Annotated in this window: 12 protein-coding genes and 2 pseudogenes; 1 reads left to right on the top strand and 13 read right to left on the bottom strand. The window is 70.7% G+C overall.

All coding sequences use genetic code 11. From position 1 onward, the window contains the following. Window positions 1–11: 11 nt before the first annotated feature. From ACSMXR_RS10250 to ACSMXR_RS10190, 13 genes and pseudogenes are all read right to left on the bottom strand, one after another. Window positions 12–1,472 (bottom strand): peptide MFS transporter, encoded by a 1,461-nt coding sequence (locus ACSMXR_RS10250; protein WP_137233350.1) that lies wholly within the window; start codon window positions 1,470–1,472, stop codon window positions 12–14. Between the two features lie 86 nt (window positions 1,473–1,558). After that, window positions 1,559–1,867 (bottom strand): antibiotic biosynthesis monooxygenase family protein, encoded by a 309-nt coding sequence (locus tag ACSMXR_RS10245; protein ID WP_137233349.1) that lies wholly within the window; start codon window positions 1,865–1,867, stop codon window positions 1,559–1,561. Further along, window positions 1,864–2,187 carry an antibiotic biosynthesis monooxygenase family protein gene (locus ACSMXR_RS10240; protein ID WP_276609225.1) on the bottom strand — a complete coding sequence of 108 codons (324 nt, stop codon included), beginning with the start codon at window positions 2,185–2,187 and terminating at the stop codon, window positions 1,864–1,866. The genes ACSMXR_RS10245 and ACSMXR_RS10240 overlap by 4 nt, the downstream gene beginning before the upstream one ends. A gap of 2 nt (window positions 2,188–2,189) precedes the next feature. After that, window positions 2,190–2,939, bottom strand: coding sequence for an SDR family NAD(P)-dependent oxidoreductase (locus ACSMXR_RS10235; RefSeq protein WP_137233348.1), 750 nt, complete (start codon window positions 2,937–2,939; stop codon window positions 2,190–2,192). Window positions 2,940–2,970: 31 nt separating this feature from the next. After that, window positions 2,971–3,687 (bottom strand): annotated as a pseudogene (locus ACSMXR_RS10230) (SDR family NAD(P)-dependent oxidoreductase); the annotation flags it as partial. A gap of 33 nt (window positions 3,688–3,720) precedes the next feature. Next, window positions 3,721–4,179: pseudogene (locus tag ACSMXR_RS10225) on the bottom strand (SRPBCC family protein); the annotation flags it as partial. Between the two features lie 61 nt (window positions 4,180–4,240). Beyond that, window positions 4,241–5,503 (bottom strand): ketosynthase chain-length factor, encoded by a 1,263-nt coding sequence (locus ACSMXR_RS10220; RefSeq protein WP_137233346.1) that lies wholly within the window; start codon window positions 5,501–5,503, stop codon window positions 4,241–4,243. Next, on the bottom strand, window positions 5,500–6,780 hold the full coding sequence (locus ACSMXR_RS10215; protein WP_473171682.1) for a beta-ketoacyl-[acyl-carrier-protein] synthase family protein: 1,281 nt from the start codon (window positions 6,778–6,780) through the stop codon (window positions 5,500–5,502). Before ACSMXR_RS10215 ends, ACSMXR_RS10220 begins: the two co-directional genes overlap by 4 nt. Then, window positions 6,777–7,211, bottom strand: a complete 435-nt coding sequence (locus ACSMXR_RS10210; RefSeq protein WP_403296250.1) for a cupin domain-containing protein — start codon at window positions 7,209–7,211, stop codon at window positions 6,777–6,779. Before ACSMXR_RS10210 ends, ACSMXR_RS10215 begins: the two co-directional genes overlap by 4 nt. Further along, a complete protein-coding gene (locus tag ACSMXR_RS10205; RefSeq protein ID WP_473171681.1) occupies window positions 7,208–7,579 on the bottom strand; it encodes a TcmI family type II polyketide cyclase in 372 nt (123 codons plus the stop codon). Before ACSMXR_RS10205 ends, ACSMXR_RS10210 begins: the two co-directional genes overlap by 4 nt. Window positions 7,580–7,671: 92 nt before the next feature. After that, entirely contained in the window at window positions 7,672–9,549 is a 1,878-nt protein-coding gene (gene asnB / locus ACSMXR_RS10200) for an asparagine synthase (glutamine-hydrolyzing) (RefSeq protein WP_473171680.1), read from the bottom strand. Further along, window positions 9,546–10,082: a hypothetical protein gene (locus ACSMXR_RS10195; RefSeq protein WP_473171679.1), complete on the bottom strand. Its 537-nt coding sequence runs from the start codon at window positions 10,080–10,082 to the stop codon at window positions 9,546–9,548. The genes asnB and ACSMXR_RS10195 overlap by 4 nt, the downstream gene beginning before the upstream one ends. Beyond that, complete coding sequence (locus tag ACSMXR_RS10190; protein ID WP_137233340.1) at window positions 10,079–10,531, bottom strand: anthrone oxygenase family protein; 453 nt, start codon at window positions 10,529–10,531, stop codon at window positions 10,079–10,081. The genes ACSMXR_RS10195 and ACSMXR_RS10190 overlap by 4 nt, the downstream gene beginning before the upstream one ends. 234 nt (window positions 10,532–10,765) lie before the next feature. On the opposite strand from ACSMXR_RS10190, the gene ACSMXR_RS10185 reads away from it, so the two are divergent. After that, window positions 10,766–12,355, top strand: a complete 1,590-nt coding sequence (locus ACSMXR_RS10185; protein ID WP_473171678.1) for an FAD-dependent monooxygenase — start codon at window positions 10,766–10,768, stop codon at window positions 12,353–12,355. Window positions 12,356–12,501 lie beyond the last annotated feature (146 nt).

Genomic DNA, 12,501 nt, shown 5'->3' with positions numbered 1-12,501 from the left:
CACCACGATGCTCACCGCGTCCGCCCCGGCAGGGCCGGGCGCAGACGGTGTGCGGCGGCTGCCAGGGTGGCCCCGGTCGCCAGGACGGCCGTACCCATCAGCAGGAAATAGGCGGGCAGCGGGAGCACCGCGGTCAGCCGGTAGAGCTGACCGCCCAGCACCACACCGACCGCGGCGAACATACCGTTGAGTGCGAGGAAGCGGTTGGTGAAACCGGGAGGCGCGACCGCTGCGGCGAGCGCCAGGCCGGCCGGGGCCAGCACGATCTCGCCGAGAGAGTAGAGCAGATAGACAACGATCAGCCAGCCGACCGAGACCCGTTGCTCCTGGGCCAGCAGTGCGGCCCCCGCCATGACGACGAAACTCAGACCTGCCACACCCAGTGCGCCCGCGACCTTTGTGGTCACCTCACCGCGCAGCCGCGTGACGAAAGGGGCCAGCAGCAGCACGAACAGGGGGTGCACCGACTGCATCCAGCTCGCGGGTACGTCGAAGCCGAGCACGACGCGGTCGGTGTGGCGCTCCGCGAAGAGGGAGAGCACCGACCCGCTCTGCGCGAAGATCATCCAGAAGGCCGCCGACGCACCCATCACAGCGGTGAAAGCGGAAAGCCGCTCGCGGCCCATGGACGTACGCCGGCTCAGCATCCGCAGGTAGAGGAACGGCAGAGCCACGGTGATCAGCCCCAGCACCGCCAGTACCGCGGTGAGCGGCAGCGCGCCGAGCGAGACCGCCGTGACGGAGACTGCGGCGACCGCAAGGACCGCGCCGGCCCGCCGGGCCGCTGTACGGGCCTCTTCTCGCGAGATGGGACGCGTCGGGCCCCAGGTGGTCCCTTCGAAGGCGCGCATCCCGATGCCGAACTGAGCCAGGCCCGCCGCCATGCCGAAGGCGGCTGCGGCGAAGCCGAGGTGCCAGGCGACCTTCTCCGCCAGCAGCCCGGTGACGACGGGAGCGACGAGGGCGGATACCTGGATACACATGTAGAAGCGCGAGAACGCCTCCTCACGCTTCTCGGGACCACTGACAGCGGCCACCATGGCGGCCAGTGAAGGCTTCGACAGGCCGGTGCCGACGACGATGAGCAGGAGTCCGGTGTAGAGGGCGGGAACGAAGGCGAAGGAGAGGACGGCGTGTCCGGTGGCGATGAGCCCACCGCCGAGAAGCACGGCCCGGCGCGTGCCGAGTACCCGGTCGGCTAGCCAGCCGCCGGGCAGGCCGGCGATGAAGCTCAGGGACATGTAAGTGGCGAACACGGCGGTGGCGGTCTGCGAGGCCATGCCCATGCCGCCGTCGGCCGGTGCCGCAGTGAGGTAGAGGACCAGGATCGCGGCCATACCGAAGAAGCTGAACCGTTCCCAGAGGTCTACGCCGAGCAACGTGACGAACGCCCGGCGGGCCCGGGGGACCCCCTCGTTCGGGGGCGGCGATACGCCCGCGCTGCGGTCGTGCGTACGGCTCGGGCCTTCCACGCTCTCTCCTTCTCACGATGTCGGGCACCGCGGACCCGGGCCGGGACGCGGACAACGGTTCTCCGGGCCCCGGCACGGGTGCGGCCTCAGTAGCTGGCGAGGACCTGGTAGATCTCGAACGGGCGGGCCCGCTCGGTGTCACGGAACTCGCGCAGCGGCGCCGTCTGGTTCTTGTGCTCCAGGCTGCTCTCCCACGTCGCGAAGGACTCCCACGTGTCCCAGTGACTGACCACGACGAAGCTGTCGGGGCGGCCCAGTTCGGTCATCAGCTGGTTGCCGAGCAGGCCAGGGGTGCCGGCCATGCGGCGACTCGCCTCGTGGTAGGCCGCCAGAACGTCCTCGCCCCTGGGCGACAGGTGGTAGAGCACCACTTCCACGGCGGCAGCGGTCGTCATACGGCCGTCCCGGAGAGGCGCGCGACGATGTTCATCGTCGCCATGGAGCCACCGCTGCGGTACGGGTGCAGCTTGGTGCGGTGCGACAGATGGGTGTCGCTGGTCTCGAACCGGCGGAACTGCGGTTCGTCCACCCAGTCGCTGATGATGTAGTAGACGCCGTCCTCGTCGGCGGTCGTGCTTCTGGACAGCCACTGGCCGCGGTTGGCCGGGTCGCTGGTGACCGAGCCCCCGACCTCCTTCCACACCCGCTCGAAGTCGGCCTCCATGCCAGGCTTGATCTGCATGCGCAGCAGGACCCGGAACGTCGCGTCGGACACGGTCAGATGCCTCCGTCGACATTGAGGGTCTCGCCCGTGACGTACGCCGAGAGGTCACTGAGCAGGAACAGGACCGGTGCGGCGAGTTCGTCGACCCGGCCCAGCCGCGCCAGAGCCGTCTTCTGCGCGTACGTCGCACGCAGGCCCTCGGCACGCTCGGCGGGCATCGCGTCGAAGGCCTCGGTCTCGATGACGCCCGGGGCGACCACGTTGACCCGGATCCCCTTGCCGCCCAACTCCTTGGCGAGCGAGCGGGTGAGGCCGATCATCGCCGCCTTGGCGGCGGTGTAGTGGGCCCGCAGCGGAATACCCGCGGCGGCACCGCGCGAACCGATGTTGACGACGGACGCGCCGGCTCCGAGCAGCGGCAGCGACTGCTGGATGACGCGGTAGGCGGCCGTCAGATTGGTGTCCAGGACGCGCGACCACTCGTCCGCGGGAAGCTCCGCGAAGGGTATGTGGCTGATGACACCGGCGTTGTTGACGATGCCGTCGAGCTTTCCGTACCGCTCCCGGGCCCACGCCACCAGGGCGTCGACCTGTTCCAGATCGCCGACGTCCGCCCGTACGATCTCGTGCTCGCCGCCGAGCCCCTTCAACTCCCGGCGCAGGCTCTCGACGTGCTCGCTGTCGTTCACGTAGCAGGTCAGTACGTCGGCGCCGGCGCGGGCCGCGGCCAGCACGATGCCGCGCCCGATGCCCCGGGAGCCGCCGGTGATCAGAAGCTTCTTTCCCTGCAGTCCGAGTTCCACGTGTCTGTCCTTTCCGTGGTGCGACGGTGGCTCACACGCAGCCGTCGACGTGGATGTTCTGTCCGGTGATGTAGGAGGACTGGTCGCTGATCAGGAAGAGCACGACGTCCGCGATCTCCTGCGGGGTGCCGAGACGGCCGAGGGCGGCGAACTTCGAGAAAGCCGCACGCTGCCGGGCGGCAGCCTCGGGCGGCAGTTCGTCGAGCGCCTCGGTGGCGATCCGGCCGGGCGAGAGCGTGTTGACCCGGATGCCCTGCGGACCCAGTTCACGGGCCAGGGAACGGGTCAGGCCGACCAGGGCCTGCTTGACCGCGGTGTAGTGCACGCCCCCGGCCATGCCGATACGGGCCACCGTGGAGCCGAGGTTGACGATCGACGCCCCCTCGCCGAGCAGCGGCAGCACGGCCTGGGTGACCTGGTGGGTGCTGGTGAGATTCGACTGCAGCGCCGAGGCCCACGCCGCGTCGGTCAGCTCCGCGTAGGGCTGCGGCGCGAAGTCTCCGGCGTTGTTCACGACCGCGTCGAGCCCGCCGAGCAGCTGCTCCGCCCGGTCCGCCAGCAGCCGGGCGTCGGAGGCCTCGCTCACGTCCGCCCGAAGCAGGTGCTGGGTGCCGGGGAGCGGCGCGAGCTCCTTGGCCAACGACGTGGTGTGGTCGTTCTCGCCGCGATAGCAGGTGACCACGTCGGCGCCGGCGCGAGCGGCGGCGAGCACGATGCCGCGCCCGATGCCCCGGGAGCCGCCGGTGACCAGGATCCGCTTACCCGCCAGGTCCGCGAACGGGGTGCGCAGCGCACGGGCCGCGGCCTCGATCCGGGACTTGATGATCTCCAGCTGGACCAGGCTGTTGCGGTTGATCCGGTCGGTCATGCCCTTGTCGTCGAGCGGGGCACCGTCCTTCATGTGGAAGTCCTGGGTCCACTGCATCCGGACGCCCTCGTCGGTCTGGACGTACTCCCAGTGGATGTTCATGTACTCGAAGGGGCCGGTCTCGACCCGGTGGGCGCGGACGGTGCGGGTCACCGCGTCGGTGGTGCGCTGGGAGACCCAGCTCCACACCTTGCCGTTCTCGTCCGGGTGCAGGGCGAGCCGGAAGGTGACGGTCGGGCCGTCCTGCTCCAGAATCTCGGCGACGGAGTATTCGCTGAACAGCTCGGTCCAGGACGCCACGTCGTTCGTGCGCTCCCAGACCAGGTCCATCGGGGCGTCGATGACGATGGAGTTGCTGGTGTGACCTGCCATCAGACTCGGTCCTCCTCGGTGTGTTCGCTCATGACTTCCTGCCTTCTCGCGTTTGGGCGGGTCACTTGGTGTGATCGGTGCGGTCGCCCGCGTCCACGACCAGGGCGGAGGTGAATCCGCCGTGGCCGCGGGCGAGAACCACAGCGGTGCGGGCAGCGACATGCCGCGGGCTGCCGACGACCAGGTCGATGCCCAGACCGGCTGCGGGGCGGTCGATACCGGGGGTGTGCGGGATCACGCCGGCGCTCAGGCTGAGCAGGGCGGTCGCCACGTCCAGCGGTGCCCCGCCCGCGTACAGCCGTCCGGTGAGGGTCTTGGGGGCGGTCACCGGCACCTGTCCGGCGCCGAACACCTCGTTGATCGCGGCGGCTTCGGCGCGGTCCAGATCCGGTGTGCCCGCCGCGTCGGCGAAGACGGCGTCCACGTCGGCCGCGGTGATCCCCGCGTCTCCGATCGCCCGGCGGACGACCGAGGCCAGTACGGGCGGGCGGCCGGTGCCCGGCAGCGGATCGAACCCCGCCGCGTAGCCGAGGATCCGGCCGTAGTGCTGGACGCCCCGCTCACGGGCGCCCTGCTCGGTCTCGACGAGGAGCATGGCTCCGCCCTCGCCGGGTGCGTAACCGTCGGCGGCCGCGTCGAACGGCAGGTACGCGCGCGCCGGGTCGTCCGTGGTCGACAGCGCGCCGGTGGACAGCTGAGCGGTCAGGCCGTACGGGCACAGCGAGGCGTCCGTGCCGCCGCTCAGGACCAGCCGGGAACCGGTGTCCAGCAGCCGCCGGGACTGGCCCAGTGCGTCCAGGCCGCCGGCCTGTTCGGCGCAGACGACTCCGCAGGGTCCGCGCATGCCATGGCGGATGGAGACCTGGCCGGTGGTGGCGGCGTAGAACCAGGCGATGGACTGGTAGGCGCCGACCCACGCCGGACCCTGCTGGTAGAGCTGCTCCATCTCGTGCTGGCCGAACTCGGTACCGCCGGAGGAGCTCGCGGTGACCACGGCCATGTCGAACTCGGGCAGCTGCTGCGGATCGGCGTCCGCATCGGCGAGGGCGGCCTCGGCCGCGGCCAGGGCGAAGTGGGTGAACCGGTCGGTTCGGTCGACCAGACCCTTGGGGACCTGTTCGCCGGCTGCGAAGCCGGGCACTTCCCCGGCCACCTTGACCGGATAGCCGGCCGGGTCGAACCGGGTGATGCGGCCGAGACCGCTCTTGCCGGCCAGCACGGACTCCCAGTGCCGGCGGACCCCGATGCCGGTGGGAGCGACCACACCGAGACCGGTGACGACCGCCGGGCGTCGGCGTCCTTCGGGTATGCCGAGCGCGCTCATGCCGCCGTCTCCTTCCGGCTTCCCGGACGGCTGAGGATCATGGCGCTCTGGAAGCCGCCGAACCCGCTGCCGACGCTCAGGACATGGTCCATGCGGTGTTCCCGGGCGGCGACCGGTACGTAGTCGAGATCGCACTGAGGGTCGGGGACCGTCAGGTTCGCCGTCGGCGGCACCACTTGATGGCGCAGGGCCAGTGCGCAGGCGGCCACCTCCAGGGAGCCGATCGCTCCCAGGGAGTGCCCGATCATCGACTTGATGGAGCTGACCGGGATCTCATGAGCGCGTCGACCGAGGCTCCGTTTGAAGGCGGCCGTCTCGTGCCGGTCGTTCTGCTTGGTGCCGGAACCGTGCGCGTTGATGTGGTCGATGTCCCGCGGATCGAGCTTGGCGCGGTTAAGGGCGACCTTGATGGCTTCGGCCATCTCACGGCCGTCGGGCTTGAGTCCGGTCATATGGAAGGCGTTGGAGCGGTTGGCGAAACCGACCACCTCGGCGTAGACGGTGGCGCCGCGGCGACGGGCCGACTCGGCTTCCTCGATCACCATGACCGCGGAGCCCTCGCCCAGGACGAAGCCGTCGCGGCGGCCGTCGAAGGGGCGGGACGCGGTGCCGGGGTCATGGTCGGTGTTCGGTGTCGTGGCCTTGATCGCGTCGAAACAGGCGGATGTGATGGGCGACAGCGGGGCGTCGGTGGCGCCCGCGACGACGATGTCGGCCGTGCCTTCCTCGATGAGCTGGACCCCGTGGGCGATCGCGTCGAGGCCGGAGGTGCAGCCGGTCGAGATCAGTGCGACGGGGCCCTCGGCCTGTGCCCGCCAGGCGACTTCGGCAGCCAGTGTGCTGGGGACCATGTAGCCGTAGAGGTGCGGGACGCCGTAGGTGTGGTCGACGAGCCAGTTCCTGCCGCCGTCGGACAGCACCGCGTATTCGTCTTCCAGACCGGTGGTGCAGCCGACGGCGCTGCCGATGCTGACAGCGGTCCGGCCGGGATCGCCGGCCGCGATGTCGATGCCGCTGTCCTCGATCGCCTCCTGGGCCGCGACGACGGCGAACTGGGCGGCTCTGTCCATCCGGCGCACTTCCTGGGGGCTCAGGCCGGCGGCCACCGGGTCGAAGTCGCACTCGGCGGCGACCTGCGAGCGGAACTTCGACGCGTCGAAGAGGGTGATCTGCCGGGTGGCCGTGCGGCCGTGCGAGAGCAGGTCCCAATAGGCGTCCCGGCCTATGCCGCCGGGGGCGACGGCGCCGATCCCGGTGATGACGGCGCGACGGCTCATCGCGGTCCCCCGACGTCCGGGTCGGTGCCCTTCTCGACGAGCGGGGCCTCGGTGTCGACGTGGCCGAGTTCCGGGCGGGGAGCGAGCGGTGACAGGTGGAAGACCACATGGGCCGGCTCCGGCCCGGTGTTCACCAGACGGTGGCGCATGTTGATCGGCACCAGCAGCGAGTCGCCGGGGCCGATGGCGACGGGCTCACCGTCGAGAGTGATCTCCAGCTCGCCGGTGACGACGTGCAGGAACTCCTCCGAGTACGGGTGGAGGTGCTCGGTGACGTACTCGCCCGGCGCCAGCCGTAGCGTGCCACCGAAGCCGGAGGTGCAGCTGACGGTCCGGGGGCTGAGGGTGATGCGGATGTCGCCGCCGCGCTTGCGGTTGGGGACGACCTGTTCCACGTTGACCTTGGTGGGGGTGGACGCCGCGGTGGTCATCGGCCACCGCCCAGGTTCGGGGCGGACGGCTGGGTGACGACGGGGCCGCTGCCGGGCGTCCACGAGTAGAACGGAACGGCCATCGCGTCGCGCGGCTCGCGCCAGTCCGGGTCGTAGGGGGAGATGAACTCCTGCAGCCGGGTGTTGACGTCGTTGTAGAGCGGGTGGCTGCGCGCCTTGTAGAGGTTGGGGCCGATGTCCTGCTCCGCCTCGACGAGGTGGAAGTACAGGTCGTGGAAGGCGAACAGGGTTCGCCGGGAGACGCCCACCATGTGCGGCAGGTCGGTGCTGTCCGAGTCTGCGAAGACCTTGCCGACGCTTTCGGCGTCCGCAAGGTTCATCTTCGCCACGATCAGTGTGCGGTGCACGATGCCCTCCTGGCTTCTTCGGTCGTTGTTCCACCCTCGTAGGTGGTTCTCAAAGCTGTCTTGAAGCGGCCTTGACCGGTCGTACGGCGACGTCAGAGCCGCAGGTCGATCCGGTATTCGGTCAGCCAGGTTTCGAGCTGGAGCACCATTTCCATGCTGGCCCTCTCGACCCAGGCGAAGGCGCCCTGCGGGGAACCGTCCGCGGTCAGCGCCTCGGCGGAGGCGGTGGCGTCGAGCAGACCGGCGACGGCTGCGTCCCGGTCGGTGGCCAGCTCGGCGAAACGGCGGCGCACGAAGTCGCCGTAGGCGGCCTCCTGGGTGGTGGGGTAGGCGCTCTTCCTGCGGTGCAGAACGGCGTCGGGCAGCAGGTCGGCGACCGCGGAGCGCAGCAGGCTCTTCTCGACGCCGTCCACCCGTTTCATGGCAGCCGGCACGTTGTAGACGTACTCGACGAGCGCCCGGTCGCAGAAGGGCGGCCGCAGCTGCACACCGTGGGCCATGCTCATACGGTCGGCGCGGTCGAGGTGGGTGGGCGCCCAGCGGGTCAGGGCGAGATAGGTGACCTCGCGGGCCCGGCGTTCGGCGGGGGTGTCCCCGTCGATGTGCGGGACCTCGGTGAGCGCGTCGTGGTAGTGCTGGTCCGCGTAGCCGAGGAAGTCCAGTTGCTTGCGCAGCTGCCGGTCGATCATGGAGGTCCCCAGCCCGCCCGCCGCGGCGTCGTGACCTCGCTCGAAGGAGACCCAGGGGAAGGTCTGCGAGTTGCTGTGCTTCTGGTCGTACGCCCAGAAGTAGCCGTTGAAGACCTCGTCCGCGGTCTCGCCGGAGAGCACGGCGGTGAATCCCGCCTCACGGAGCCGGGCGAAGAACTGGATGAGCGAGACATCCATGTCGCCGAGCGGAGAGGGGGCGTCCTGGCTGCGCAGGGCGGCGGCGTGCACCTGGGGGTCGGTGAGGGCGGCGGTGTCGAGCAGGATCTCGGAGTGCTGGGAGCCGATGTACTGCGAGGCAAGTGCGGCGAAGGGCGCGTCGGGCGTGGAGCGCATCGTGGGGTGGGGCTCGAAGTTCTCGGTGTAGCCGGTGAAGTTGACCGAGAAGCTCTGCAGCGAGCCGGCGCCGCCGCCGGCCAGGTTCCGGTGGGCGAGGGCGGTCAGGGCGCTGGAATCGATGCCGCCGGAGAGCATGGCGCCCACCGGGACGTCGGCGCGCAGGTGGGAGGCGACAGCGTCGGCGAGCAGGCCGCGGACGGTGGTGATGGTGTTTTCGAGGCTGTCGGTGTGCTGCCGGGCGGGCAGCGACCAGTAGCGCCGCTCCTGTTTGCCGGGGCGGCGGACGATGAGCGCATGGCCGGGTACGACCTCGCGCACACCGCGGAAGACAGCGGTGCCGGGCTTCCGGCTGTGTGCGAACAACTCGCGCAGGCCGTCGGCGTCGACGACCGGCTCGACGTCGGGGTGGGCCAGGATCGCCTTGGGCTCGGACCCGAACAGAACCCCGTCGCGGGTCGGGTAGTAGCTCAGCGGTTTGACGCCGAGACGGTCACGGGCCAGCAGGAGTTCCTGGCTGCGTACGTCCCACACGGCGATCGCGAAGAGCCCTTCGAGACGGGTGAGGAAGCCGGCTCCCCACTCCAGATAGGCGTGCAGGGCGGTCTCGCCGTCGCCGCTGCCGGTGAACCGGTGTCCCCTCGTGGCCAGTTCACGCCGCAGCTCGGTGTGGTTGGTGAGGGCTCCGTCGAGGGTGAGGACGGCGACCGTGGTGCCGCCTGCGGTGGTGTGGACGGCCGGCTGCGCGCCGGTCTCCGTCACATCGACCAGGGCCAGGCGCCGGTGGGCGAGTGCGGCGTGCCCCTCGGCCCAGATGCCACGGCCGTCGGGGCCGCGGTGGGCGAGGACGGCCGCCATGGTCTCGACGGTCTCGGCCTCCGGGGACAGGTCCCGCTCGAAGTCGACCCAGCCGGCGATTGCGCTCATCGGGAGGTCCTCTCGTTCATGACGGATTCGGTGGTGGGGGTCACGGACACCAGGGCGAGCGGGATGCCGGTGGCGGCGGCCCGGAAGTCGGCCAGAGTGGGCGTGGTGCCGTCGGCCACGGTGATGCCCAGGCGCCGTTGTGCGGCCTCGGCGCCGTAGCGCTCGTACAGGTCGTGGTATCCGCGGGCGGTCTGCTCGGCATCGGTGACCAGCGCGAAGCGGACAGGGACGCGGCTGCCACGCCAGGTGATCTCTCCTGCTGCCCCGTCGGTGAAGTTGTGGCGCCAGGCGCTGCCGGTGGCGATGAACAGAGCGCCGCCGATGCGGTGCACGCCCGCGGGCACGGTGTGCGCGCGGCCACTGCGCCGGCCCGTGAAGTGCAGCAGAGCCAGGTGCTCGGCGACCGGGCCCGGGTCCGGACCGGAAAGGACAGCGATCATGCGGGCGTTGGCGGCGGCCCGCTCCTCGGCGCGGGGCAGGACCCGGGTGATGCTCAGCCCCGCCGCGGCGCCCGCTCCGGTGCAGGCGGTCATGACAGCACCACCGCCGCAGCGGTCAGGGAGCACCCGATGACGGCGAAGCAGGTGCGCAGCAGGTGCCAGTCGCGCCACGGGATACGCGGGTCATCCCAACCCGGGCCGAGGTCGTCGGGCCGGGTCTTCTTGACCCGGTTGTTGATGGGTACGTTCCGGGTCTGCGAGACGACGGCGACACCGGCCATGGCCACGGCGCCGGCGATGAACAGCACGCGTGGTCCGGTCTCGTCGGCACGGACGGCGAAGGCCGCGTCGATCACGACGGAGCCGCTCACGATGAACGGCATGATGCGGTCGTACCGCTTGCCGAGCAGCTTGTGGGTGTCGACGTAGCGTTCGGGCTCCATCGCGATCAGGGCGGGCATGACACTGACCGCCACGGCGAACAGCACCCCCGCCACCAAGCCGGTGCCCAACAGCACCAGCACACTCAGGGTTTCCACCATGTCCCCGGTCCTCCCGTCCGGCAGGGTTCAGCAGCGCTACGAAGGTTTCAGCCGTGCCTCGTGTGCCGCTCGAAGCGGTCTGGACGGAGCGGGCCCGCACCGAAGGCTGCGGAATCGGCGCCCGACGGGCACGTTCACAGCCCGAGTGGTCCTCTAGCCGACCGGTGTTCGCTGGCAGGGAGTGTCCGGAACCGCATCGAGACGGAACGGCATCGAGAAAAGGGAGTGCATCCGGTGGCGGAGCGAACCGACGTACTGATCGTGGGCGGCAGCATGGTGGGCCTGGCCCAGGCCCTGTTTCTCGCCCAGCAGGGGATCCGGTCGATCCTGGTGGAGCGCCATGCGCACATCTCGGCGCATCCGCGGGCCCAGGCGGCCAGCCCCCGCACGATGGAGCTGATGCGTGCGCTGGGCCTGGAGCGGAAGGTGCGCGCGCAGGAGAACCCGCATGCCCAGTACGGCGACATCCTGCAGGTGGAGTCGCTCACGGGCCGCGAGCTGGCCCGCTTCGACGGACCGTTCCGTCACGATCCGAACGAGGTCAGCACGACCGGATGGACCTTGATCGGCCAGGACCGGTTCGAGCCCCTGTTGCGTGCCAAGGCCGAGGAGCTGGGGGCGGACATCCGCTTCGCCACCGAGATGGTGCGTTACGAGCAGGACGCCGACGGGGTCACCGCGGTGCTGCGGGACACGCGGAGCGGCGAGGAGACCGCTGTCCGGGCCGATTACATGGTGGCGGCGGACGGCTTCCGCAGCGCTGTCCGCGAGGGACTGGGCATCGGCACGCACGGTCAGGGCGTCTTCGGCCGCCAGATGAACGTCATCTTCCACGCCGCGCTCGACACATACGTGGCGGACCGCCGGTTCTTCCTCTGCTTCGTCAGCAACGACAAGGTCAAGGGTGTGCTCGGCCGGCTCGACAACGCGGACCGCTGGGTGCTGGCCCCGAGCCTGCCTCCGCAGGAGACACACGCCGAGTACTCCGAGGAGGACTGCGTCGAGATGGTCCGCGCCGCGGTCGGCGTGCCGGACCTGGAGATGGCCGTCGAGTCGAGCACCAGCTGGGAGGTCGCGGCGCGCATCGCCGACCGCTTCCGCTCCGGGCGGGTGTTCCTGACCGGTGACGCGGCTCACGTGATGCCGCCCACAGGCGGGTTCGGCGGCAACATGGGGGTGCAGGACGCGCACAACCTGGCGTGGAAGCTGGCTTCGGTCCTGCGTGGGCAGGCCGGTGCCGAACTGCTGGACACCTACGAGCAGGAGCGGGGCCCGGTCGCGGAGTTCACCGTGGAGCAGGGCGTGATCCGCTACCTGCAGCGCAGCGGTCTGGACGAGGAGGCCGCCGCCCGGCACCGGCCGGAGACCACGGTGCTGTTCGGCCATGCCTACCGTTCGGGCGCGGTGCTGTCGGAGCCCGGTACGGACGGCTGCCCCGTGGTGGAGGACCCGACCCAGCCGTCGGGCCGTCCCGGCACCCGGGCACCGCACTTCGAGCTGCGTATCGGCGGCGCCGACACCCCGCTGCACGACCTGCTGAAGGGCGGCTGGTGGCTGCTGGCCGGTCCGGATGCCGGGTTGTGGGAGCGGGCGGCCGGCCAGGTGGCCCGGCTCACCGGCCTTGTCGTCGACTTCCACCGGGTGGGCGGTGAGGAGCCGGTCGAGGTGACCGAGGGCTTCCTGAAGAAGTACGGCATCACGCCCGGCGGCGCCGTGCTCGTCCGCCCGGACGGGTTCGTGGCCTGGCGCGCGGTCGAACAGCCCGGGGACCCGGCGGTCGAACTCTCGGCGGTCGTCCACCGGTTGCTCCGGCGCTCGGCCTGAGCCCGCCTCGTCAGGGGGACCGGCCGGCTCGCTCGTCACGGGCCGGCCGCAGTGGCCCCGGGCCGGTCGTCCGGCCCGGCTGACCCACGAGCGGCGCGCCTCCCGAAGGTCCGGGGGGCGCGCCGCTCGTGCGTGGCCGTTGCCGA

The sequence above is a fragment of the Streptomyces sp. DSM 106670 genome (genome assembly GCF_055792845.1).
This window is presented reverse-complemented; position numbering and strand designations above follow the sequence as displayed.

What these genes read in the sequence shown, in the direction of transcription:
- ACSMXR_RS10245 (WP_137233349.1), bottom strand. Translation starts at nt 1,867, where the DNA reads ATGACGACCGCTGCCGCCGTGGAAGTGGTGCTCTACCACCTGTCGCCC.
- ACSMXR_RS10190 (WP_137233340.1), bottom strand. Translation starts at nt 10,531, where the DNA reads ATGGTGGAAACCCTGAGTGTGCTGGTGCTGTTGGGCACCGGCTTGGTG.
- ACSMXR_RS10215 (WP_473171682.1), bottom strand. Translation starts at nt 6,780, where the DNA reads ATGAGCCGTCGCGCCGTCATCACCGGGATCGGCGCCGTCGCCCCCGGC.
- ACSMXR_RS10195 (WP_473171679.1), bottom strand. Translation starts at nt 10,082, where the DNA reads ATGACCGCCTGCACCGGAGCGGGCGCCGCGGCGGGGCTGAGCATCACC.
- ACSMXR_RS10220 (WP_137233346.1), bottom strand. Translation starts at nt 5,503, where the DNA reads ATGAGCGCGCTCGGCATACCCGAAGGACGCCGACGCCCGGCGGTCGTC.
- asnB (WP_473171680.1), bottom strand. Translation starts at nt 9,549, where the DNA reads ATGAGCGCAATCGCCGGCTGGGTCGACTTCGAGCGGGACCTGTCCCCG.
- ACSMXR_RS10210 (WP_403296250.1), bottom strand. Translation starts at nt 7,211, where the DNA reads ATGACCACCGCGGCGTCCACCCCCACCAAGGTCAACGTGGAACAGGTC.